25 protein-coding genes are annotated in these 20449 nt (G+C 67.2%); 12 read left to right on the forward strand and 13 right to left on the reverse strand.

Annotated features, from left to right (window positions below; all coding sequences use genetic code 11):
• Positions 1–46: 46 nt before the first annotated feature.
• From thpD to AC6CID_RS05690, 3 genes are all read right to left on the reverse strand, one after another.
• Positions 47–937, reverse strand: a complete 891-nt coding sequence (gene thpD, locus AC6CID_RS05680) for an ectoine hydroxylase (protein WP_193903189.1) — start codon at positions 935–937, stop codon at positions 47–49.
• A 193-nt stretch (positions 938–1130) separates the two neighbouring features.
• A complete protein-coding gene (locus AC6CID_RS05685; protein WP_006551717.1) occupies positions 1131–2135 on the reverse strand; it encodes an AraC family transcriptional regulator in 1005 nt (334 codons plus the stop codon).
• Entirely contained in the window at positions 2136–3329 is a 1194-nt protein-coding gene (locus tag AC6CID_RS05690) for a pyridoxal phosphate-dependent aminotransferase (RefSeq protein WP_498353675.1), read from the reverse strand. It abuts the gene before it with no gap.
• Between the two features lie 112 nt (positions 3330–3441).
• On the opposite strand from AC6CID_RS05690, the gene AC6CID_RS05695 reads away from it, so the two are divergent.
• On the forward strand, positions 3442–4026 hold the full coding sequence (locus AC6CID_RS05695; protein ID WP_006551714.1) for a carboxymuconolactone decarboxylase family protein: 585 nt from the start codon (positions 3442–3444) through the stop codon (positions 4024–4026).
• Positions 4027–4029: 3 nt separating this feature from the next.
• Here AC6CID_RS05695 and AC6CID_RS05700 read toward each other — a convergent pair whose 3' ends face one another.
• Entirely contained in the window at positions 4030–4956 is a 927-nt protein-coding gene (locus tag AC6CID_RS05700; protein WP_498353676.1) for a sigma-70 family RNA polymerase sigma factor, read from the reverse strand.
• Positions 4957–5058: 102 nt separating this feature from the next.
• On the opposite strand from AC6CID_RS05700, the gene AC6CID_RS05705 reads away from it, so the two are divergent.
• Together AC6CID_RS05705 and AC6CID_RS05710 are read left to right on the forward strand one after the other, a co-directional pair.
• A complete protein-coding gene (locus tag AC6CID_RS05705) occupies positions 5059–5700 on the forward strand; it encodes a GyrI-like domain-containing protein (RefSeq protein ID WP_498353677.1) in 642 nt (213 codons plus the stop codon).
• On the forward strand, positions 5700–6191 hold the full coding sequence (locus AC6CID_RS05710) for an NUDIX hydrolase (protein ID WP_217580155.1): 492 nt from the start codon (positions 5700–5702) through the stop codon (positions 6189–6191). Before AC6CID_RS05705 ends, AC6CID_RS05710 begins: the two co-directional genes overlap by 1 nt.
• A gap of 197 nt (positions 6192–6388) precedes the next feature.
• On the opposite strand, the gene AC6CID_RS05715 is transcribed toward AC6CID_RS05710, so the two are convergent.
• The 4 genes from AC6CID_RS05715 to AC6CID_RS05730 all read right to left on the reverse strand — a co-directional run bounded on the left by AC6CID_RS05715 (position 6389) and on the right by AC6CID_RS05730 (position 8753).
• Positions 6389–6802, reverse strand: coding sequence for a DUF302 domain-containing protein (locus tag AC6CID_RS05715; protein WP_006551709.1), 414 nt, complete (start codon positions 6800–6802; stop codon positions 6389–6391).
• A gap of 33 nt (positions 6803–6835) precedes the next feature.
• Complete coding sequence (locus AC6CID_RS05720; protein ID WP_006551708.1) at positions 6836–7105, reverse strand: metal-sensitive transcriptional regulator; 270 nt, start codon at positions 7103–7105, stop codon at positions 6836–6838.
• Between the two features lie 116 nt (positions 7106–7221).
• Positions 7222–8046: a cytochrome c biogenesis CcdA family protein gene (locus AC6CID_RS05725; RefSeq protein ID WP_498353678.1), complete on the reverse strand. Its 825-nt coding sequence runs from the start codon at positions 8044–8046 to the stop codon at positions 7222–7224.
• Positions 8043–8753, reverse strand: coding sequence for a DsbA family protein (locus tag AC6CID_RS05730; protein ID WP_498353679.1), 711 nt, complete (start codon positions 8751–8753; stop codon positions 8043–8045). Before AC6CID_RS05730 ends, AC6CID_RS05725 begins: the two co-directional genes overlap by 4 nt.
• Before the next feature lie 123 nt (positions 8754–8876).
• On the opposite strand from AC6CID_RS05730, the gene AC6CID_RS05735 reads away from it, so the two are divergent.
• A complete protein-coding gene (locus AC6CID_RS05735; protein WP_254707582.1) occupies positions 8877–9368 on the forward strand; it encodes a hypothetical protein in 492 nt (163 codons plus the stop codon).
• Here AC6CID_RS05735 and AC6CID_RS05740 read toward each other — a convergent pair.
• The 5 genes from AC6CID_RS05740 to AC6CID_RS05760 all read right to left on the reverse strand — a co-directional run bounded on the left by AC6CID_RS05740 (position 9358) and on the right by AC6CID_RS05760 (position 12668).
• The gene (locus AC6CID_RS05740; protein ID WP_455900642.1) at positions 9358–10314 is read right to left on the reverse strand and encodes a M56 family metallopeptidase; all 957 of its coding nucleotides are present in this window, start codon (positions 10312–10314) and stop codon (positions 9358–9360) included. The two genes, AC6CID_RS05735 and AC6CID_RS05740, sit on opposite strands and share 11 nt — an antisense overlap.
• Positions 10311–10688 carry a BlaI/MecI/CopY family transcriptional regulator gene (locus AC6CID_RS05745; RefSeq protein WP_006551702.1) on the reverse strand — a complete coding sequence of 126 codons (378 nt, stop codon included), beginning with the start codon at positions 10686–10688 and terminating at the stop codon, positions 10311–10313. Before AC6CID_RS05745 ends, AC6CID_RS05740 begins: the two co-directional genes overlap by 4 nt.
• 127 nt (positions 10689–10815) lie before the next feature.
• Positions 10816–11130 carry a rhodanese-like domain-containing protein gene (locus AC6CID_RS05750; protein ID WP_006551700.1) on the reverse strand — a complete coding sequence of 105 codons (315 nt, stop codon included), beginning with the start codon at positions 11128–11130 and terminating at the stop codon, positions 10816–10818.
• Positions 11131–11187: 57 nt separating this feature from the next.
• On the reverse strand, positions 11188–12066 hold the full coding sequence (locus AC6CID_RS05755) for a sulfite exporter TauE/SafE family protein (RefSeq protein ID WP_006551699.1): 879 nt from the start codon (positions 12064–12066) through the stop codon (positions 11188–11190).
• Positions 12054–12668: a rhodanese-like domain-containing protein gene (locus AC6CID_RS05760; RefSeq protein WP_217580150.1), complete on the reverse strand. Its 615-nt coding sequence runs from the start codon at positions 12666–12668 to the stop codon at positions 12054–12056. The genes AC6CID_RS05755 and AC6CID_RS05760 overlap by 13 nt, the downstream gene beginning before the upstream one ends.
• Positions 12669–12903: 235 nt before the next feature.
• Between AC6CID_RS05760 and AC6CID_RS05765 the strand changes: the two genes are divergently transcribed.
• The 8 genes from AC6CID_RS05765 (at position 12904) to AC6CID_RS05800 (ending at position 20350) form a co-directional block, all read left to right on the forward strand.
• Positions 12904–14283 carry an MBL fold metallo-hydrolase gene (locus AC6CID_RS05765; RefSeq protein WP_220666681.1) on the forward strand — a complete coding sequence of 460 codons (1380 nt, stop codon included), beginning with the start codon at positions 12904–12906 and terminating at the stop codon, positions 14281–14283.
• Positions 14284–14314: 31 nt separating this feature from the next.
• A complete protein-coding gene (gene trxA, locus AC6CID_RS05770) occupies positions 14315–14689 on the forward strand; it encodes a thioredoxin (protein WP_006551696.1) in 375 nt (124 codons plus the stop codon).
• A 45-nt stretch (positions 14690–14734) separates the two neighbouring features.
• A complete protein-coding gene (locus tag AC6CID_RS05775) occupies positions 14735–14908 on the forward strand; it encodes a DUF8730 family Cys-rich protein (protein WP_496559996.1) in 174 nt (57 codons plus the stop codon).
• Between the two features lie 411 nt (positions 14909–15319).
• Positions 15320–16405 carry an ABC transporter substrate-binding protein gene (locus tag AC6CID_RS05780; protein WP_498353680.1) on the forward strand — a complete coding sequence of 362 codons (1086 nt, stop codon included), beginning with the start codon at positions 15320–15322 and terminating at the stop codon, positions 16403–16405.
• Complete coding sequence (locus tag AC6CID_RS05785; RefSeq protein WP_024103071.1) at positions 16402–17229, forward strand: ABC transporter ATP-binding protein; 828 nt, start codon at positions 16402–16404, stop codon at positions 17227–17229. Before AC6CID_RS05780 ends, AC6CID_RS05785 begins: the two co-directional genes overlap by 4 nt.
• The gene (locus AC6CID_RS05790; RefSeq protein WP_024103072.1) at positions 17216–18079 is read left to right on the forward strand and encodes an ABC transporter permease; all 864 of its coding nucleotides are present in this window, start codon (positions 17216–17218) and stop codon (positions 18077–18079) included. Before AC6CID_RS05785 ends, AC6CID_RS05790 begins: the two co-directional genes overlap by 14 nt.
• Positions 18080–18116: 37 nt before the next feature.
• Positions 18117–19442 carry an MFS transporter gene (locus AC6CID_RS05795; protein WP_498353681.1) on the forward strand — a complete coding sequence of 442 codons (1326 nt, stop codon included), beginning with the start codon at positions 18117–18119 and terminating at the stop codon, positions 19440–19442.
• Entirely contained in the window at positions 19364–20350 is a 987-nt protein-coding gene (locus tag AC6CID_RS05800; protein WP_498353682.1) for an LLM class F420-dependent oxidoreductase, read from the forward strand. The genes AC6CID_RS05795 and AC6CID_RS05800 overlap by 79 nt, the downstream gene beginning before the upstream one ends.
• The last annotated feature ends 99 nt before the right edge of the window (positions 20351–20449 follow it).

Genomic DNA, 20449 nt, shown 5'->3' on the forward strand with positions numbered 1-20449 from the left:
CCGCAGGACCGTCCCGGCCACCATCGTGGGATCTTCTCGCCTCAGGTCACCTCAGCGGCGTGAAATCGCGGCTGCCGAGATAGGGAGGACGCGGCCTCGAGGCGGCGAACGGCTCGACGAGCGTGTTCTCGACGCTGTTGAACACGACGAACAGATTCGAGCGCGGGAACGGAGTGATGTTCCCGTTGGAACCGTGCATGCAGTTCGAATCGAAGACCGTCGCCGACCCCGCCGGGCCGGTGAAGGTCGCGATACCGTGCTCGGCGGCCAAACGGGTGAGGGTGTCCTCGTCGGGCGAACCTGTCGGCGGAACGTGGGTGACCAGCGACTCCCGGTAGTAGTCGTCGGGCGTCTCACCGGCACACGAAACATACGTCTTGTGCGAACCCGGCATGATCATCAGACCGCCGTTGTAGCCGTAATTCTCGGTGAGGGCGATCGAGATGCTCAGAGCACGCGGCTTGGGCATGCCGTCCTCTGCGTGCCACGTCTCGAAGTCCGAATGCCAGTAGAACGGTCCACCGCGGAAGCCGGGCTTGACGTTGAGCCGCGACTGGTGGACGTACACCTCGGATCCCAGCAGTTGCCGTGCGATTCCGGCGATTTCGGGCCTGCGGACGATCGAGTCCACAAGATCGCTGAGCCGGTGCACGTCGAAGACCGAGCGGACGTCGCCGCTGCCCTTTTCGCGGACCACACGGTCGTCGTCGCCGAGTTCCCGGCCGAGTCGTGAGGTCTCCTCCAGAAGGTTCCCGACGTCGTGGGCGGCGAGAAGTCCTTCGGCGGTGTGGAACCCGCGGCGGTCGTATTCGACCACGGCCTCGGCGTCGAGCGGCCCGCCGGCAGCCGAACCCCAGACGACGGGATCCTTCCTCTCGACGGACTCGCAGGCGGTGCGACCGCGGGTCGGATAGTCGTCGCGAACGGTCGTGCGCATAGCTCGTAGATCACCCTCTCGAAAGTCGATGACGGTTCGCTTCCGACGTTCCCACTGAAAATGCAGGAATGCAAGCCGGGCCCCGACATGTCCGCGTACCGACTCCTCGCCCATAACTCCTGGTCGAATCGAGTTTCGTTCCGGAACCGGCCGGGTATCCGGCGGCGTCGCGACGGTCGGCAGCCGGTGCGCGTCAGCGGTGCTCTCGGTATGCGCGAGGGGTGTTTCCGGTCCACCTCTTGAACGCACGGCGGAAGGCGCTCGGCTCGGAGAAACCGAGCCGGGACGACAGATCGTCGACCGCTTCACCGCGTCTCAGGCCCGCGATCGCGAGGTCGCGGAGGACCTCCTCGCGCAACTGCCCCAGCGACGTGCCCTCCTGGCGGAGCAGGCGTCGCAGATGGGGAGGGCTCACCGCGAGCCTGCCGGCGATGTCCTCGGCGGTCGCCGTCCGGCCGTCGATGCCCGATTCGAAGATCCGCCGCACCTGGGACGACACCGTCGACTCGTATTCACGTTCGGAGAGAATGAGATTCGGAGAATCCCGCAGGTACTCCTCGAGTGATTCCTCGGTCTGCACGAGTGGCGACTTCAGTGCAGCATTGTCGATCTCGAGCGCGGCCCGTCCCGCACCGAAGGTCACCGGCACGCCGAAGATCGCGTCGTAACTGCGGGCCAGGACGGGATCGGGTTCGGTGTACGGCAGGAACACCGACCCGAGGGGGACACGCCCACCCACCAGCCACGCGGCGAAGCGGTGCAGCAGCATGAGAAGGAAATCCACCACCACGCGGGTCTTGTCGTCCACGACCTCCGGCAGTTCCACGTCCAGGAAGGTGGTGGACGCACCCGGGGTCAGGCTCAACTGCGGCAGGGACCGGATGACATGGTTCACCTCGATCATCCGTTGCAGAGCGTGGTCGAGATCGGGTCGGTGGATGAGGGTCAGGCACATAACCCGGAAGGTGCCGCGGGGCACGGGAGCCGCTGCGATGCCGAAGAGTTCGTCGTCGGTGATCTGCCAGACCACCTGCGTGAAACGACTGACCTGGGCGGGCGTGAGCCGGGCATGGGGATGGGTGAGCACCGCGCGGCTGATGCGTGCTGCCTCGAGGGCCGGTTGCAGATCGATGCCCTCCTCGGCTCCCACCTGTACCGCTCGCGACACGAAGTCCGACGGGATGGTCGGTCGCAACATCTAGCGCGCCTCCTGCAATCCGTTCAGACGTGCCACCGCTTCGGTGAGCACCTCGTCCCGTTTGCAGAACGCGAAGCGCACCAGATGGTTCCATGACGCGGTGTCGTCCACGAAGACGCTCACCGGTACCGCGGCCACCCCGATGCGGCCCGGAAGTTCCCGGCAGAAGGCCACCGCGTCGGTCCGGCCGAGGGGTGTCAGATCGGCGCACACGAAATACGTTCCGGCGGAGTCGAACACTTTCAGGCCGGACTCGGAGAGTGCGTGGGACAGGAACGTTCGCTTGCGCTCGAGGTCGGCGCGCATCGACGCGATCCATTCCTGTTCGTGCGTCAACGCATGTGCGACCGCCGGTTGGAAGGGCGCCCCACCGACGAACGTCATGAACTGTTTCGCGGCGCGCACCCCGTCGATCAGCTCGCGCGGGCCCATCGCCCACCCGATCTTCCATCCGGTGACGTTGAAGGTCTTGGCGGCACTCGAGACCGTGATCGTCCGTTCGGCCATGCCGGGCAACGATGCGAGCGGGATGTGCGTGCGGCCGTCGAAGACCAGATGCTCGTACACCTCGTCGGACAGCACCAGCAGTTCGCGTTCGCAGGCGAGCTCGGCCAGGGCGGTAAGCGCTTCACGGTCGTAGACGGTGCCGGTGGGATTGTGCGGGCTGTTGACGACCAGCATCCGTGTCCGGTCGGTGACGGCGGCGCGCAGGGCGTCGACGTCGAGCACGAAACCGTTCCCGGAACGGGTCAGCGGCACGGTCCGTCGCGTCGCGCCGGCGAGCGCCACCGAGGCCGCATACGAGTCGTAGTACGGCTCCGTGAGGAGCACCTCCTCTCCGGGTTCGACGAGCCCGAGGATGGCGGCGCTGATCGCCTCGGTGGCACCGACGGTGACGAGCACCTCGGATTCGGGGTCGTGGTGCAGGCCGTACCGTGCGGCGCGGTCGGCGGCGATCGCCTTGCGCAGGACCGGCATGCCGGACCCGGGCGGGTACTGGTTGACCCCCTCGGTGATGGCGCGGCGGGCGATCTCGAGCATTGCGGGCGGGCCGTCGACGTCGGGAAATCCCTGCCCGAGGTTGATCGCGCCGTGCCGGACGGCGAGTTCGGTCATCTCGGCGAAGATCGTCGAGGCGAACGGTCGTAACCGGGAGACCGTACGAACTCGTCCCGAAGTCGTCGAATCAGCCATTCCTGCAGCGTAGCGCCCGCGGTGTCACATCCGTGAGGTCTGCCTCGTCTCCATGATGTAGGCCACCTCGAACCGGCGGAGTATCCGTCGGTCGCACCGGAAGGACACCGTCATGGCACGACTCGAAGCCGTCGCTCCCGACCGCACCGGTCCGATGACCCGTGCGATGTATGCGCTCGCCCGCCGCAGGTTCGGTTCGGTCCCCGAACCCTTCGCGGTGGCCGCGCACCATCCGCGGTTGATGCGTACGAGCGGAGTCCACGAGATGCTCGCCCAACGCGCCTCCACCGTCCTGCCCGCCGCGGTCCGGGAGATCGCCGTCTACCGCGTGGCGTGGACCGTCGGATGCTCGTGGTGCATCGACTTCGGGACGATGCTGCAGCGACTGGACGGACTCGACACCGAACGACTCGCCCACATCGCCGAGTACGAGACCTCCGATCTCTACAGCGACGACGAGAAAGCCGCGATCGCCTATGCCGATGCGATGACCGGCGACGTGGCGAAGGAGGTCACCGACGAACAGGTCGCCGACCTCGAGCGTCGTTTCGGGCCGGCGGGCGTCGTCGAACTCACCTATCAGATCGCGCTCGAGAACATGCGTGCGCGCATGAACTCGGCGCTGGGCATCCACGATCAGGGATTCAGCACGGACGCCTGCCGGGTACCCTGGGCCGACGAAGCCGGGAACGCGTGACGCCTAGTCGAAGATGCTGTCGGGCAGGAGCACTCCGCGTCCGAGCTTCTCGGGGTTCGCGATGTCGTAGGCCGCCCAGATCCGTCCGTCCCGCACGGTCCACGCCGTCACGCGCGGAGGGAAGCCCAGCCGACCGTCCTCGGCCGGGCGACCGCGGTTCAACAGACCCATCTCGCCGTTGACGAGGACCGGTTCGAAGGCCGTCAACGCCTCGGCTCCGTAGAGCCGCAGCAGTCCGAGGATGAACCGCGCGACCTTCTCGGCTCCGACCACGACGTTCAGCGCCGTACGGGTCGTGCCGCCGGCGTCGCCGATCATGCGGGCGTCGGGATGGAGCGCGGCGACGACGGCGTCGAGGTCGGCGCCCGCGAAGGCCGCGACGAGCCGCCCGACGGCCTCCTCGTGTTCGGTCGGTGAACTCGGCGGTGGAACGGCCGAGACCGTCCGGCGGGCGCGGGAGGCCAGCTGGCGGGCGGTCGGGGTGGCGACGCCGAGGATGCGGGCGATGTCGTCGAACGAGATGTCGAACGCGTCGTGGAGCACGAACGCCACGCGCTGTGCCGGTGTCAGGCTGTCGAGGACGACGAGCGCGGCCAGGCGGTTGTCCTCGTCGCGCACGATCTCGTCGAGCGGGTCCGGGGGAGCGAGGGAGCCGAGGGGCGCCACGACGGGTTCGGGCAGCCACTGGCCCACGTAGGTCTCGCGGCGCACCGCGGCCGAGCGCAGTCTGTCGAGGCACAACCGTCCCACGACTGTCGTCAGCCAGGCACGCAGGTCGCGCACCTCGGAGACATCCGCGCCCACGAGTCGCAGCCATGCGTCCTGCACGGCGTCCTCGGCGTCGGCGATGCTGCCGGTGAGGCGGTACGCCACCGACAGCAGGTGGGTGCGGTTCTCCTCGAATGTCTTCTGGGTGCTCTCGTCGAGCATGGGGACGATGCTAGACGCGATCGGCTGCGGGGCGAAGGGGTGTCGATCGCGCGTACGGATGCTGTCGGGCGCCTATTCTCGTCCTCGAACGGAAGGGGCGCCGTGGACAAATACGACATCAAGCGTGAGCACCGCGAGCTGTACTCGTGCTCGGCCGAGGATTTCGCCGAGGTGCACGCTCCCGAGTTCGACTACCTCGCCGTGGACGGCAAGGGTGATCCGAACGGTTCCGAGGAGTACGCCGATGCCGTCGAGGCCCTCTACTCGGTGGCGTACATCCTGAAGTTCACCTCCAAGAAGGAACTCGGGCGGGATTTCGTCGTCGGACCTCTCGAAGGCCTGTGGTGGAGTGAGGACATGACCACCTTCCTCACGCGGGACAGGGACTCCTGGTTGTGGCGCATGCTCATCGCGCAGCCGCCCTGGATCACCGACGACATGATGAACGACGCGATCGAGACGGCGGGCGACAAGGCCCGGGCGAAGAAGAATCCGCTCCCGTCCCTGCCGCGTGTGCGGCCGTTCCGGCTGGCGGAGGGCAGGGCGCTGCAGATCCTGCACGTCGGGCCGTACGACGACGAAGGCCCCGTCCTGCAGTGCCTGCACACGCAAGTGATGCCCGAACGAGGGGTGACGTTCGCCGGCGACCACCACGAGATCTATCTGTCCGACCCTCGCCGCACGGCCCCCGAGAAGCTGAAAACCATTCTGCGTCAACCTGTCGCAGGCATACAGGAGCAATGATGGCCGTCACCAGCGCAGGTCTGATGTTCTACCGCGTCGACGACACCGGTCTGCTCAGCGTGTGGCTCGTCCACCCGGGCGGCCCGTTCTGGAAGGGAAAGGACGAAGCGGCCTGGTCGGTGCCGAAGGGGGAGTACGGGCCGGAGGAGGACCCCCGGGAGGTCGCCCTGCGCGAGTTCACCGAGGAGTGCGGGATCGAGCCCCCGGATGTGCCGTTGTCGTTGCTGGGTCGCTACCGGCAGTCGTCCGGCAAGATCGTCAGCATCTACGCGGGGGAGACGACGGACGAGCTGGAATTCGTCGAAAGCAACACGTGCGAGGTCGAATGGCCGCCGAAGTCCGGTAAGCGGATCACCATCCCGGAGGTCGACGAGGCGCGCTGGGTCGTCGCGGCGGACGCCGAGACGAAGCTGCACAAGGGGCAACGGCCGGCAATCGACGCGTTGCGTGCACGATTGGACGACGCCGGGCGGTACTACCGCGTCGACTGAACATCCGGCAGCGCAATGGGAACGAGGAACTGCCGGGCGGAAGAACTCTCGGCCGTCGCCCTGAGGACTTCCGAACGACCTGCGCGACTTCATGGAACACGCCCGGCAACTTCCGTCCTGGTCCGACCCGGCGGAACTCGAGACGGCCGGCGAAGGCCGGCACAGCTCTGTGCCGGCCTTCGTGGTTTCTGTCGCCTTCAGTTCTTCGGTACGTCCGCCTTCAGCGAATCGATTGCGGCCTGCAGGGCGGTGGTGGCGTCGTCGGCGACCTCCGCGAGTCCCGGTTGATCGGCGACCTGCACCATCATCTGCGGGTTCATCGCGTCGACCACGACCGTTTCCGGGTTGTTCGGATCGGTGCGGACCACGACGTTGCAGGGGAGCAGGAGCCCGATCTGCCTGTCGACCGTCACTGCGCGGTGTGCCAGTGGCGGATTGCATGCCCCGAGGATCACGTAGTCCTCCATGTCCTCGCCGAGCTTCGCCTTCAGGGTGGCCTTCATGTCGATCTCGGTGAGCACGCCGAATCCCTGCTCGGACAGCGCCTTACGGGTGCGTTCGACCGCGTCGGGGAACGAGGTGTGCAGGGTGGTCGAGAGTGCGAGTGTCATGGGTGTCCTGCTTTCTCTCGGAAGGGGGAGGGGTCAGGCCAGGGCGAGGAAGAGCTTCTCGAGTTCGACCTCGGTCATCGGTTCCTTGCCGTCCTCGGCATTGCCGTTCATGCATTCCTTCAGCCCGCTCGCCACGATCTTGAAACCGGCGCGGTCCAGCGCGCGCGACACGGCTGCAAGCTGAGTGACGACGTCCTTGCAGTCCCGGCCCTGTTCGATCATCGCGATCACTCCGCCGAGCTGACCCTGTGCGCGGCGCAGTCGGTTGAGTACCAATGCGATGCTGTCTTCGTCGCCGACCATGGAGGCGTCCTTTCCTAGTTCTGCAGACCAGTGTACCCCCGGGGGTATCAAATCGGCGTGTGAGTCGTGCGACCGACGGCACCCGGCGAGCGACCCGACGATCGCGGTGGCGCGTATCAGCGTCTTTGCCGTTGACGCACCACGCGGAGCATGACGACGAAGAACGCGACGAGCGTGACGATCAGAAGAATCGGGACGACGGGCACCTCCTGTGTCCACCGGCCGAGTGCTACTTGCAGATCGAACTGCTCGTCGACACCCATCGGCCCGGTGAGATTCGCGGTGCCGTCGGTGACGAGGAAGAGCACGCCGATGCCGATGAACAGCAGCCCCGAGATCAAAGACGTGGTATGGGTTCGCAGGGGGCCGAGGGTGATGGGACGTCCTCGTAGCCAGGTGCGCTTTCGCAGCTCGAATCGTTCCCACGCGAGGGCCAGTGCGAACAGCGGCAGCGCCATACCGAGGGCGTAGACGGCCATCAGCACGGCCCCGTGCAGCGGGTGCCCCCCGGCGACCGCGATGGTCAGCACGCTCCCGAGCAGGGGTCCGGAGCAGAATCCTGCGAATCCGTACACGGCTCCGAGCGCGAACACCGACAGGGCGCCGGAGCCGGTCAGCGAGGTCGCGGCTTGCTGCGCCGACTTCGATGCGAAGCCTCCGCCGGCAACGGTCATGATGCCGAGACCGATGAGAATGATGCCGCTGACCAGGGTGATCACGGAGCGGTGCTGGGTCAGGAGCGCACCGATCAATCCCAGTCCGGCTCCCAGGGGCGCGAGTACCGAGGTCAATCCGGCGTAGAAGAGTGCGGTGCGTGCCGCCAGGCGCCCCGCACCGTCGAAGGCATACGCGAAGAACGAGGGCAGCAGCAGCGCCGAGCACGGGCTGAGCAGGGAGAGCACGCCGCCGAGCAGAGCGCCGAGCAGGCCGATCTCGGTCACTCCGCCGCCCCGGCTGCTGCCTCGATGGCCTGCTCGAAGACTCCGAGCGGCTGTGCGCCCAGGATCGGGGTGCCGTTGATCACGAACGACGGCGTACTCGATACGCCGATGGTGTTCGCCTCGAGCATGTCGGCGTAGATGGACTGGTCGACGGACGGGTCCGCGGCCTCCCGGTCGAATCGATCCAGGTCGGGCACTCCGGCCGCAGCTGCGAAGCTGCGCAGAGATTCCGGCGTCAGGTCGGGATGGCCGCGATCGGGGGAAGCTGCGTAGACGGTCGCGTTGAATTCCCAGAACTTCCCCTGTGCGGCAGCGGCGCGTCCGGCACGGGCAGCGGCCATCGATTGGTCGCCGAAGATCGGAAGATCGCGCCATTCCATGCGCAGAATGCCCTCGTCGACGTACTTGTCGATCAGAGCCGGCTCGACGTCTCGGCTGAACTTGGCGCAGAACGGGCAGCGGTAGTCGGAGTACTCGACCAACACCACGGGAGCATCCACCGCACCGATCGCCAACGGGTCACCGTCGATGCGCCGGGACTTATCTCCGACCGGTCCCATCTGCGGAGCCGTCACAGGGTCGGCCGCATCTTCGGCGCCGGTGCGGCCGACGACGAGAAACGCGAGCAGAACCGCGACGACGACGCCGAGCGCGCCGAGCAGCCACAGGTCCCGCCGGGTGCGGACGGTGTGTTTCGTCGGGGTCATGCGTGCCTCCACGGTCGGTCGTGCCGGAGTGGATCGACCGCCCCGAACTACTAAGCAGGATAGTAGATCGAGCTACTAAGCTGGTTAGTAGTTGTGCCGCTCTCCGTCGACAAGGATCCCGATGTGACCACCCCTCCCGCAGCTCTCGAGACTCGCAATCCCGCAATCGCTCAGAAGAATTCGTATCGGATCAGAGCCCTGCTCCGAGCGGTGGCCGCGGGGGTGATCACTCTTCTGGTCGTCGGCGTACCGACGGACATCCTCGCGAATCCGTGGTTCGGCCGGCAGATCCCGGTGCGCTGGTGGGAATACCCGGTGCTCGGCGCGACCGTGGTGCTGACCGCGCTGTGGTTCGGTCTACAGAACTCCCACTCCGGCAGTCCGCGGACGGCGACACCCGCGGCCGGAGTGATGCTGACCGTGTTCGCCGTGGGCTGCCCGGTCTGCAACAAAGTGGTGCTCGTCACGATCGGCGCGTCCGGAGCACTCGGATGGTGGGCCCCGCTACAGCCGATCCTCGCCGTCCTTTCGCTGGCCCTGCTCGCCGGCGCCGTTCTCTACCGGTGGCGGCGACGTCCCTGCGACGACTCCTGTGAATCGCCGATCACACGGTGAGGCAGGACGCGGTCACGATTCCGACGACGGAGACTCCCGTGAGGAATGCGGGAAGAGCGGACAAGGCCACTGCGAAAGGACGAGTGGCGAAAGGACGAGCGAGTACGCCGTGCGAACGGCCGGACCGGCGAACCGGACTCAACCACCGGAGCCTCGCGTCGAGATACCCGTCGGATGCTTCTTCTCGTGCCGCCGGATCGAGCGTCGTTGCGCACCGGAGCAGAGCATCGCGGACCGCATCGTGTCCGCAGGACTGCGCGGCCCGGCGATCTGCTGCCAGCTCGACGAGCACACGTATCCACGGCGCTCCCTGGCGGCACAGCGGCACGAACGGCAACGCCGTCCTCAGGGCCCCGCTGATCGCCACCAGCACATGGTGGCGACCGCGGATGTGTGCGTACTCGTGATCGAGTACCGCCCGACGCGTCGGTGGGTCCAGCGCTTTCAGTCCCTCGCCGGCCACGACAGTGCCGTTACGGCCGCCGATGCTGTATGCCGCGCAGGCGGTGTCCTGCAACCAGATGACTTCACCCCCGGCGTGTCTCCGGATCCTTCCGAGGATGCGGACCAGGTTGAGGTGGGCAACGGTTTCGCGGCGGTGCCTGCGGTACGAACGGGACACCACCACGGCGATCCGCACGAGAACCGCGCCCGCGACCACCCACAGCGCTGTCTCCAGATAGGGCAGCCACGGCAGTAATCCTTCGTCCCGCGCCGTACGCACACACGACGCCGGTACCGGCAGATGATCGATCTGCAAGCCGGGTCGCGTGGCTACCGCCAGGGGACCGCCGGCCAGTGCCGCGACGAACAGGACCTCGGTCGACACCCACGCGGTGAGCGCACCGCGCGGATCGCGGCCCGGGGAGGCCAGATGCGAAAGCCATCGCGGCGCTGCGAAACCGAGGACGAGCGCTGCCACGAACAGTGCTGCTGCAACGATCACGAGGGCAGATTCCTGCGGTTGCGGGCCGTGGTCCGCCGGGCGGCGCGGCGCAGGATCCGGGATTCGTCCTCCGTCGCAGAACTGGCGAAGTGCAGCATGACCTGTTCGGCGTCGCCGGACGTCCGGAGCACGTGCCGCAGCAGTTCTGCCGCGGTTTCCTCGCGGCTACGGGTTGCGCGGTAGCTGTAACCACGGCCGATTCGGCTGCGGGTGACCATGCCCTTGGTGTGCAGGTTGTCCAGGACCGTCATCACGGTCGTGTAGGCCGGCGACCGGTCGGGCTCGAGGCGTGCCAGCACATCGCGTACACGAAGGGGTTCGTCGCTCTGCCACAGCACGTCCATGATCGCCGATTCCAGCTCGCCGAGGCCCATCACGTCCGTGTCACCGCTTTCGTTTCACCATCGTCCGGGCCCGGCCCGGCGAAGTTCCACTCTACGGCCTGCATGCCGTCATCGAAGGCGGCATGCAGGCCGCTGGTGAAGAAGTTCGGCGCGGCGCTCAGGGGGTGGGTCCGCGCCGCACTTCCCGACCCGCGGAGACCCACGCCCTCGTCCCGCCGGCGACGGACACTGCGGACCGTCCCGCGGATTCGAGGATCTCGGCTCCACGCTTGCTCCGGTTTCCGGACGCGCAGATCACATAGACGGTCCCTCCCGGCGGTACCTCCCCTACGCGGGCGGACAGTTCGGGGAGGGGGATCGACCGAGCGCCGGGGACGTGGCCCCGGAGGTACTCGTAGTCCTCGCGGACATCGAGCACCGGAGCTCCGGACTCCCACGCCGTGATCAGAGCGACAGTGTCGACTTCCTGCATGGTGAACTCCTCGGTTCGGGTCTGTCGAGAACGGGTGAGCGCTTCCGCGTCGTGCGTTCAGCCCGCCGCCGCGGCTGTGCGAGAGCGTCCTCCGAGGCGTTGCAGTGGGCAGTGCTCGCTGCGGTTGCAGACATAGGTGGCGCCGGCGGCGACCATAGTGAGTGCCGCCGTGGCAATGCCGACGCCGGGGTGGATCTCCTGCGCGAGGATGACGGAGGACATGATCAGCACGAACCAGCCGAAGCTCTTGCGCAGGGTGTCCGGATCGACCAGCGAGGTCAGGCGGCCGCCGATGAGGCTGCCCACGACGGCGGCACCGGTGACCATCGCCGCGAGACGCCAGTCGATCTGCACGGTGGACAGATAGCCTCCGAGTCCGGCGAAGGACTTCATGGCGATCACGATCAGCGACGTGCCGACCGCGATCGGCATGGGCAGGCCGCCGAGCAATGCCAGGGCCGGCACGACGAGGAAGCCGCCGCCGGCACCGACGAGACCGGTGACCAGGCCGACCACGACACCGTCGAGCAGGATCTTGCCGACGGGCATCGCAGCGTCGCCCTCACCGGCCGCGGCCTTGTTCTTGCGGCCGCGGAGCATGGCGATCGCTGTGGCGATCATCATCACGGCGAAGCCGAGCAGCAGTACGGTGCCCGGAATGAAGCGCGAGAGCAGACCACCGCCGTAGGCGCCGACCATGCCGGCCAGGCCGAACAGGATGCCGGTACGCCACTGCACGCGGCCGGCGCGAGCGTGGGAGATCGCGCCGACCGCGCTGGTGACACCCACGACCAGCAGCGAGGTGGCGATCGCCTCCTTTGCGTCCATCCCTGCGACGTAAGCGAGTAGGGGGACGGTGAGAATCGAGCCCCCGCCACCGAGCAGTCCGAGGGTGACGCCGACCAGGACCGCCAGGGCTACGGTCAGCGCGACCATGCCAGTTTCCTTTCGGCCGGGCAGGACGGACCTCCGGTCAACTGGGTGACGACGTTCTGGAGATCCCACTGGGCCCCGCGGTTGTAGGGCAGCTTGGACAGCAGCATGCCCATCGCGCAGGTGTCCGACAGTGCGGCGAAGGTCAACCCGCCGCCGATGCCGGCAGCGAGCCACTTGAGTTTCGGCACGGCGATGCTTCCGAGAACCGAGCCCAGGACGAGCGAGCCGGCGACGAGCCGGACCTGGCGTTCGAGATCCCAGCGATCTGCGCCGCGGTTGACGGGCAGGCCGGCCGATTCCCAGCCGAGCATGCCGCCCTCGAGGATGTGGAGGTTCGGCAACCCTGCTTCACGCAGGGCCTGTTCGGCCTGGCCGGCACGCTGCCCGGAGCGGCACACCAGTACGACGTTCTCGTCGAGATGGGCGCAGAACTCGTCGCGATGCTCACGCAGCAGGCCGAGGGGGACGTTGTAGGCGCCGGGAATGTGCACGGACTCGAATTCGCCGGGAGTCCGGACGTCGACGATCCGTACGGGCCCGCCCGAATCGATCGACTCGTGCAGCGAATTCGGATCGACGGTGGCGGTAGGGGACTCGGTCATGAGTGGCCTTTCGAGCGTGAGGATCGGTAGGGGTTCGAGGAGGTGCCCCCGGGGGTATTGCAGGACCATCGTATGCATACCCCTGGGGGTATATGCAAGAAATGTGATCGTCCCGGCAGGGCCGGGCTCCGGGGGCGAACTGATACCCCAGGGGGTACTTGACATACCCTAGGGGGTATATGCCACGATGTCCATATCACCGGAACGCCATCCGGATCCAGCAACGGAGGAATCCATGATTCTCGAGCAGTACTACATCGAGTGCCTCTCCCATGCGTCCTACCTCATCGGTGACGAGAACACGGGCAGGGCGGTCGTGGTCGATCCCCGCCGCGACATCACCGAATATCTTTCCGACGCAGAGAAGTACGGCCTGACCATCGAGGGTGTGATCAACACCCACTTCCACGCGGACTTCGTCTCCGGTCATCTCGAGCTGGTCGACGCCACGGGTGCGTGGATCGGATTCGGTGAAGCGGCGGAGACCGACTACCCGATCCGCCGTCTGCGTGACGGCGAGAAGTTGTCGCTGGGGGAGGTCGAACTCGAGATCCTGTCCACCCCGGGCCACACCTGGGAGTCGATCTCGGTGCTGGTGCGCGAGCATTCCGGCGCCGTCCCGGCCGCAGTGCTCACCGGGGACTCGCTGTTCATCGGCGACGTCGGACGTCCCGATCTGGTCAACCTCGGCGACGGCTCGAGTGCCGATCTGGCTCGCGCGATGTACCGCACCGTGCACGAGAAGCTGCTGACATTGCCCGACGAAGTCGTCGTCATGCCTGCTCACGGTGCCGGTTCGTCCTGCGGGAAGAACCTGTCGACCGAACTCACCTCGACCATCGGCGAACAGCGCGCCACCAACCCGTCCGTGCAGCCGATGAGCGAGGACGACTTCGTCGCCCTGGTCACCGAAGGTCAGCCGGCCGCACCGTCGTACTTCTCGGTCGACGCCGCGATGAACAAGCGGATGCACCCGCTTCTGGCGCAGGATCACACGATTCCCGAGCTGAGCCCCGAGCGGATGAAGGCGGAACTCGCCGCCGGCACGCGTGTCCTCGATGCGCGCAGCGTCGACGACTTCGCCGCCGGGCATCTGCGCGGTTCGATCAACGTCGGATTCGACGGGCGTTTCGCCGAGACCGGCGGCATGGTCGCCGAGGTGGGCGAGAAGATCGTACTGATCACCTATCCCGGCGAGGAGCAGGACGCCGCGGTGCGTCTGGCCCGAATCGGATCGGACGGCGCTGCAGGCTATCTGAACGTCGATCGGGACGGGGTGTTCCCGGCGGAACTGGCCGATCTGGTCGAGACCGCATCCAGGACATCGGTCGACGAACTCGACCGGTTGCTCGCCGCCGACGCGGTCACCCTCGTCGACATCCGCAATCCCGGTGAGCGCGAGTTCGGAACCATTCCGGGTGCGATGCCGATCCCGCTGGCCCAGTTGCGTACCCGCTTGGGCCAGGTCCCGTCCGGCAAGCCGATCGTCGTGCACTGTGCAGGGGGATGGCGTTCGAGCGTCGCGGCCTCACTGTTGCGGGCCCAGGGCTTCGAGAACGTCACGGATCTGCTCGGAGGCTACAACGCATGGGCCGAATCCCACGTCCCCGCCTGATCGTGCCGACCCCGAGAAGGAAGCAGAACTCATGACGACGAAGAACCTCACGATGGCGGACTTCGAATCCACCGTTCTCGGCAACGACATCGTGCTCGTCGACTTCTGGGCATCGTGGTGCGGCCCGTGCCGTGCCTTCGGGCCGGTCTTCGAGAAGTCGTCGCAGGCGCACCCCGAGATCGTGCATGCCAAGGTCGACACCGAAGCCGAACAGCAACTCGCTGCCACGGCGAACATCCGCTCGATTCCGACGATCATGGCCTTCCGGGAGGGTGTGCTCGTCTACTCGCAGCCCGGGGCGTTGCCGGCGCCGGCTCTCGAGGACCTGATCACCCGGATCGAGGCCCTCGACATGACCGAGATCCACAACCGGGCTGCCGAACGACGTGCAGCCTCGCGCTCCTGACCCCGTCGCCGGGTCCGTAGCGAATTCTCATCGAGGAGGACTCTCATGTGTTACCCCGTCGCCTGTCCGAACTGCGGAAAGACCGGATGGGGTGGATGCGGACAGCATGTCGACGCCGTCCTGCGTTCCGTCCCCGCCGCCGATCGCTGCACCTGCGGTCAGGACACCGTCCCGACCCGCGCCGAGCGTCGGAGCATACGGTCGCTCTTCCGTCGCTGACCTCGGCCGCAACAGGGAGACGGTGTACGAAACCCACCCACCGCTCCCGGCCGATCGGTAGGGGGCGGAAGACGGACACGATCCGAGGCGGTGAAGCGCCCGCGCGGATCGTGTCCACCACGGCGAAGGCCGGCACAGTCGATGTGCCGGCCTTCGTCGTGTGTGGACGAGGATTCACCCACTTCGGATCACTCTGCGCACAATCGTTGTGACCACCTCTGCCGGGCGGGGATGCTGTCACCGTCGCAGAACATCGAAGGGGGACGAACCGTGTCCGAGTGTCGGTTGTGTTGTCGCTGAGCGACAGTCATACCATCGTCGCACCACCGGTGCGTAGTTCCTGTACCCGGAAGGGCCGGGTACCCATCACCGCGCCCGTACCCTCGGGCCGATACGAGGACTCGAATCCTGATGCCCGCATCCCCTCTGCGCAGAAGTAGTCTGCGCGTCGTCGCTGCCGCCGCAGCGTTTCTCACCCTCGCCTCCGTCGCGACCGCGTGCTCGGGTTCCGGGGCGACCACCACCGCGGACGGAAGAACCGTCCTCCGCTACGAGGGTTCGGCCGGCCAGGTCGGATTCCCCGAACTCGCCGAAGCGCTCGGATACTTCGAGAACGTCGGGCTCGAATGGATCGGCGACAACGGCAACGGCCCCCAGTCGCTCCAGAACACCGCGACGAACCAGGTCGACTTCGGCGGCGCGTTCAACGGTGCCGTGATCAAGGCGCAGGCCGGCAACTCACCGCTGACCTCCGTGCTCGCCTACTACGGGTCCGACGAGCAGACCTTCAACGGCTACTTCGTCCTCGAGGACAGCCCGATCCGCACCGCGCGCGATCTGATCGGCAAGAAGGTCGGCATGAACACCCTCGGTGCCCACCACGAATTCCTGGTGCGGGAGTGGCTCGCTCAGCAGGGCCTGACCCCCGAGGAGATCGCGCAGGTAGAGCTCATCGTGGTCCCGCCCGTCAACACCGAGCAGGCTCTGCGCGAAGGACAGATCGACGTCGGGACGCTCGGCAGCGTGTTCCGCGAGACCGCGGTGGAACGGGGCGGCATCCGGCCGCTGTTCACCGACGAGTCCCTCTTCGGGTCGTTCTCCTACGGGACACTCGTGTTCCGCAACGACTTCATCGAGCGGAACCGCGATGTCGTCGCCGACCTGGTGCAGGGCACGGCCCGTGCCATCCGCTGGACCCAGGTGACCCCGCGCGACGAGGTGATTGCGAAGTTCGAGGAGATCATCGACGGTCGTGGACGCAACGAGTCGACGAGCTTCGTCGCGTACTGGCGCAGCCCCGGCGTCGCCGGCCCCGGTGGGGTGATCACCGACCAGGAGATCCGGACGTGGATCGACTGGCTCACGCGCAACGGCGAGCTCGACGAAGGGCAGATCGAACTCGACGACGTCTACACGAACGAATTCAACCCCTACGCCAACGGCACCTACGAGCCCACCAGCGGCCCGAACGGCGAACCCCTCGAGGAGGCGAATTGAGCGAGCCCAAACTCCGGATCGACCACGTCACCAAGAAGTTCCCGGTGCGCGGCACGAACGACACCTTCACCGCGCTCGACGACATCAGTCTCGACCTCGCCGACGGGGAGTTCCTCGTCCTGGTCGGACCGAGCGGTTGCGGAAAGTCCACCCTGCTCGACCTTCTCGGTGGTCTCACCACACCGACCTCGGGGCAGATCCTGCTCGACGGCCGGCCCATCTCTGGCCCCGGCCTGGATCGTGGAATCGTCTTCCAGCAGTACGCACTGCTCCCGTGGCGCACGGCCCGTAGCAACATCGAATTCGGTCTGGAGGCGAAGGGTCTGCCCAAGCGGGAGCGTCGCGATCTCGCCGGGCACTACCTCGATCTCGTAGGCCTGCACGGATTCGGCGACCGCTACCCGCACGAGTTGTCGGGAGGCATGAAGCAGCGCGTCGCCATCGCACGCAGCCTCGCCTTCGATCCCGAAGTGTTGCTCATGGACGAGCCGTTCGCGGCACTCGACGCCCAGACCCGCGAATCCTTGCAGGACGAACTGCTCCGCATCCGGCGCGAGACCGGCAAGACGATCCTGTTCATCACCCACGGCATCGACGAAGCCGTCTATCTGGGACAGCGCGTCGCGATCCTCACGTCCCGACCGGGTCGGATCAAGACCGTCGTCGACGTCGACATCGACCGGAACGTCGACGACGTCCGCTCGAGCGAAGCATTCCGGGCGCTGCGGCACGACATCTGGTCGCTGCTGCACTCGGAGGTGGCCCGCGCGCACGACCTCGAACTCGCCACAGCAACGGAAGAGGCCCAGCATGTCCAGCACTAGTGCCGTTCTGACGAAGCCCGAGCTCGACGACCGCATCACACCCGCAGTCACGCCGGCCGGATCCCCGGTGCGCAGCGTCGGGCGGCGTACCGGTGCCCTGGTGTGGCGTTTCGTCAAGCCGGCCGTCGCGATCGTCGCCTTCCTGGCGCTGTGGGAGATCGCTCCCCGGGTCGGGCTCGTCGACGAGGTGTTCCTGCCGCCGTTCACCACCGTGGTCGGAGCGTTCCTCGACCTGATCGGCAACGGTCAGCTCGCCGACCATCTGGCGGCGAGCCTGTCCCGCGCGCTCGTAGGGTTCTTCGTCGCCGTCGCGATCGCGGTGCCGCTCGGGGTGGCGATCGGTTGGTACAAGCCGGTCGCGGATCTGCTGAACCCGATCCTGGAGGTCTTCCGCAACACGGCCGCCCTCGCGCTGCTCCCGGTGTTCATCCTGATCCTGGGTATCGGGGAGACCTCGAAGGTCGCGCTGGTGATCTATGCGTGCACCTTCCCGATCCTCCTCAACACCATCTCCGGTGTGCGCACGGTGGATCCGCTGCTGGTGAAGTCCGCGCGATCGCTCGGTCTTCCGGCGCACCGCCTGTTCCAGAAGGTCGTGCTGCCCGCTGCCGTGCCGACGATCTTCACCGGTGTCCGGATGGCGGCGGCATCGTCGATCCTGGTGCTCATCGCCGCCGAGATGGTCGGCGCGAAGGCCGGTCTCGGCTACCTGATCACCGCGTCGCAGCTGAACTTCCGGATCCCCGACATGTACGCGGGCATCATCGCGATCTCGCTCGTCGGGCTCGTCTTCAACGGCGTCCTCGTCGCGATCGAACGCCGCCTGTCGCGGTGGCGCGCCGACCAGTGATCCCCGCCGAACCGTCCGAGCCCCGAGTCGTGGCCGCATGACGGAGGGATTCGACCCGAAATCGCTGATCACCACGGTCTTCGTGCCGTCGGCGATCTTCGGGATCGGCCAGGGTGCCGGTGCCCCCGTCGTGGCACTGCTCGCGCGCGAACTCGGCGCGTCGGTGCCCGTGGCGGGGGTGGTCGTCGCACTCGTCGCGCTCGGCGCCGTGATCGGCGACCTGCCGGCGGGAAGCATCGTCGCGCGGTTGGGGGAGCGTCGCGCGATCCTCGCAGGTACCGCCCTGGGAACCGTCGGTGTCCTGGTCTCCCTCACGGCCTGGACACCGGCGGTTCTCGCCGCGGGCGCGGTGCTCACCGGGTTCGCCAACGCGGTGTGGGGTCTGGCGCGACAGAGCTATCTCGCCGAGGCCGTGCCGATCGAGCGACGAGCACGGGCCATGGCGGCCTTCGCCACGATGTGGCGACTCGGTTTCTTCCTCGGTCCGTTCCTCGGCGCCGGTGTCATCCACCTTGTGGGAGTTCGGGGCGGCCTCGCGGTACAGGCCGTGGGTGTGGTGCTGTCGGGCGTCCTCATGGCGCGGGCGCCGGACACCGGGCGACGAACGGACGCCGGAACCGGCGAGCGCACGCACACCTCGCTCGGCACGATCCTGCGACGGCACCGCCGACTGCTCGGCACACTCGGCGTCGCGTCGCTGCTGATGGGTGCGGCCAGGGCATCGCGCGAAGCGGTGCTGCCGCTGTGGGCGAGTCATATCGGACTCGACGCGGCCACCGTCTCGATCGTCTTCGGGATCGGCGGTGCCGTCGACCTGCTCTGTTCGTATCCGGCCGGGCAACTGATGGACCGGTACGGGCGACGGGCCGTCGCGGTGCCGTCGCTGCTCGTGATCGGGGTGGCCTTCCTGATCCTGCCGGTCGCCGACGACCTGGCGTCTCTCGCGGCGGTCGCGGTGGTGCTCGGCATCGGCAACGGTCTGGGCAACGGGGTGATCATGACGCTCGGTGCCGACACGGCACCACCTGCGACCCGGGCAGAGTTCCTGGCGGCCTGGCGGCTCACCCACGACACCGGCATGTTCGTCGGTCCGTTCGCCGTCGGCGCCGTCGCCACCCTGTCCCTGGCCGCCGCTGCCCTGACCGTGGGCGGTCTGGCTCTGCTCGGAGCGGCCTGCATGTTCCGCTTCGTTCCGCGATACTCGCCATGGCCGCGGCGCACACTGGAACAGGTGGCGCCGGCCGAACCGGCACTGCACAACATCACTTCGACCCTAGGACACGTATGCGTTTCGGATTGTTCGTCCCCCAAGGTTGGCGACTGGACCTCGTCGGCATCGACCCCTCCGACCAGTGGCAGGTGATGCGCGATCTCGCGCTCCGCGCCGATCGCGGACCGTGGGAATCGATCTGGGTGTACGACCACTTCCACACCGTCCCTGCGCCCACCGACGAGGCCACCCACGAGGCATGGAGCCTCGTGTCGGCTTTCGCCGCCGTCACCGAGCGTGTGCGCATCGGCCAGATGTGTACCGCCATGGCCTATCGCAACCCCGCCTATCTCGCGAAGGTCGCGGCCACCGCCGACATCATCTCCGGCGGGCGCATCGAGATGGGGATCGGTGGCGGATGGTACGAACACGAATGGCGCGCATACGGTTACGGATTCCCGTCGCCGGGTGAGCGGCTGCGCCGACTCGACGAGGGCGTGCAGATCTTCCGACAGGCGTGGACCACGGGTTCCGCGACGTTCTCAGGTAGGCATTACACCGTCGATGGAGCCATCGTCCGCCCGCTTCCGCTGCAGGAGGGCGGTATTCCGCTGTGGATCGCCGGCGGCGGCGAGAAGGTGACCTTGAAGATCGCCGCGAAGTACGCGCAGTACACCAACTTCGACGGCACACCCGAAGGGTTCGCGCGCAAGTCGGAGATCCTGCGCGAGCACTGCGCCGAGGTCGGCACCGACTTCGACGCCATCGTGCGATCGGCCAACTACAACGTGGCGATCGGCCGCACCGAAGTCGAGGTGCAGGACCGGCTCGAGGCACTGCGGGCCCGTCTCGAACCGATCGTCGGAGCGGAGAAGGCCGACGGGGCGCTCGACGCTTTCCGGGGGATGCCCGCCGTCGGCACCCCCGAGCAGATCGTCGAGAACCTCACCGCGCTGAAGAAGCAGGGGCTCGAGTACGCGATCTTCTACGTTCCCGAGGCCGCCTACGACACCTCGGGGCTGGAACTGCTCGAGAAGGAAGTGCTCCCGCACCTCGCGTGATGCCCACTGCCCCTGAGAGCCGGAGGGCCCAGCCGTTCACGGGCCGTGTGGGTCGTCGGCCGACAATCCGGCGACCCACAACGTCCCGCGGCACGCCCC

It is taken from the genome of Rhodococcus sp. GQ147 (genome assembly GCF_059759155.1).